Source organism: Streptomyces sp. MS191, assembly GCF_008042125.1.
GTDB lineage: Bacteria > Actinomycetota > Actinomycetes > Streptomycetales > Streptomycetaceae > Streptomyces.
Genome location: NZ_RDBI01000065.1, coordinates 297,349 through 298,645, shown reverse-complemented (window position 1 = coordinate 298,645; position 1,297 = coordinate 297,349). Strand labels below are relative to the sequence as shown.

The following is a 1,297-nucleotide window of genomic DNA, read 5'->3' as shown; positions in this document are numbered from 1 at the left end:
GGCTCACACACGGCGGATCCCTTCGACGAGGGGGAGGGGGGACGGCCCGTGACGTCCTGCCTCCAGCTTCACGGAGTGCCGGATCCGGAACCAGGGGCTGCGGCCCGGAGTCCAGGGGACCTGGGGCATCGCCGTTCCGGGACCTTCGGCCGGCCCCCTGTATTGCGTACCCGTGACGACAGTCACGTATGAGTGATAACCTTCCCGAAGGTGTCTTCGTGATGCACGTACGCTGAGGGAGGCCGTCCCCATGAGCCCCTTTTCCGGCTCCGCGCTCCGTACCGAGAAGTGGCGGCACCTGCGCGTGGACATCAACGACGGGGTCGCCACCCTCACGCTCGCCCGCCCCGAGAAGCTGAACGCCCTCACCTTCGGCGCCTACGCCGACCTGCGCGATCTGCTCGCCGAACTCTCCCGGGAACGGGCCGTGCGCGCCCTCGTCCTCGGTGGCGAGGGGCGCGGCTTCTGCTCGGGCGGCGACGTCGACGAGATCATCGGCGCCACCCTCGCCATGGACACGGCGCAGCTGCTCGACTTCAACCGGATGACCGGCCAGGTCGTCCGGGCGATCCGCGAGTGCCCGTTCCCCGTGATCGCCGCCGTGCACGGGGTCGCCGCCGGCGCCGGGGCCGTCCTCGCGCTCGCCGCGGACTTCCGGATCGCCGACCCCAGCGCCCGCTTCGCCTTCCTCTTCACCCGCGTCGGGCTCTCCGGCGGCGACATGGGCGCCGCCTACCTGCTGCCCCGGGTCGTCGGCCTCGGCCACGCCACCCGGCTCCTCATGCTCGGCGAACCGGTCGGCGCCCCGGAGGCGGAACGCATCGGACTGATCAGCGAACTCACCGAGGAGGGCGGCGTCGCCGCCCGTGCGGCCGAACTCGCCCGCCGCCTCGCCGACGGACCCGCCCTGGCGCACGCCCAGACGAAGGCACTCCTCACCGCCGAACTGGACATGCCGCTCGCGGCCTCCGTCGAACTGGACGCCGCCACCCAGGCGTTGCTGATGAACGGTGAGGACTACGCCGAGTTCCACGCGGCCTTCACCGAGAAGCGCGCCCCCGAGTGGCAGGGCCGCTGACCATGACCGCCGCCGCACGGGCGGCGACGCCGCCCTCCTCGGTGAGTTCGCTGATCAGTCCGATGCGTTCCGCCTCCGGGGCGCCGACCGGTTCGCCGAGCATGAGGAGCCGGGTGGCGTGGCCGAGGCCGACGACCCGGGGCAGCAGGTAGGCGGCGCCCATGTCGCCGCCGGAGAGCCCGACGCGGGTGAAGAGGAAGGCGAAGCGGGCGCTGGGGT

At 72.6% G+C, this 1,297-nt stretch carries 2 protein-coding genes; one reads left to right on the top strand and one right to left on the bottom strand.

Annotation, left to right across the window (positions count from 1 at the left end; genetic code table 11):
- Positions 1 to 250 precede the first annotated feature (250 nt).
- Positions 251 to 1,078 (top strand): enoyl-CoA hydratase family protein, encoded by an 828-nt coding sequence (locus EAO71_RS28210; protein ID WP_147980631.1) that lies wholly within the window; start codon positions 251 to 253, stop codon positions 1,076 to 1,078.
- Here EAO71_RS28210 and EAO71_RS28205 read toward each other — a convergent pair.
- On the bottom strand, positions 1,041 to 1,297 hold a 257-nt coding region (locus EAO71_RS28205; RefSeq protein WP_410094054.1), incomplete at its 5' end, for an enoyl-CoA hydratase-related protein. The genes EAO71_RS28210 and EAO71_RS28205 overlap by 38 nt on opposite strands.

Bases quoted from the DNA above. Each gene is read 5' to 3' on its own strand.
- EAO71_RS28210 (WP_147980631.1), top strand. From the start codon at position 251: ATGAGCCCCTTTTCCGGCTCCGCGCTCCGTACCGAGAAGTGGCGGCAC.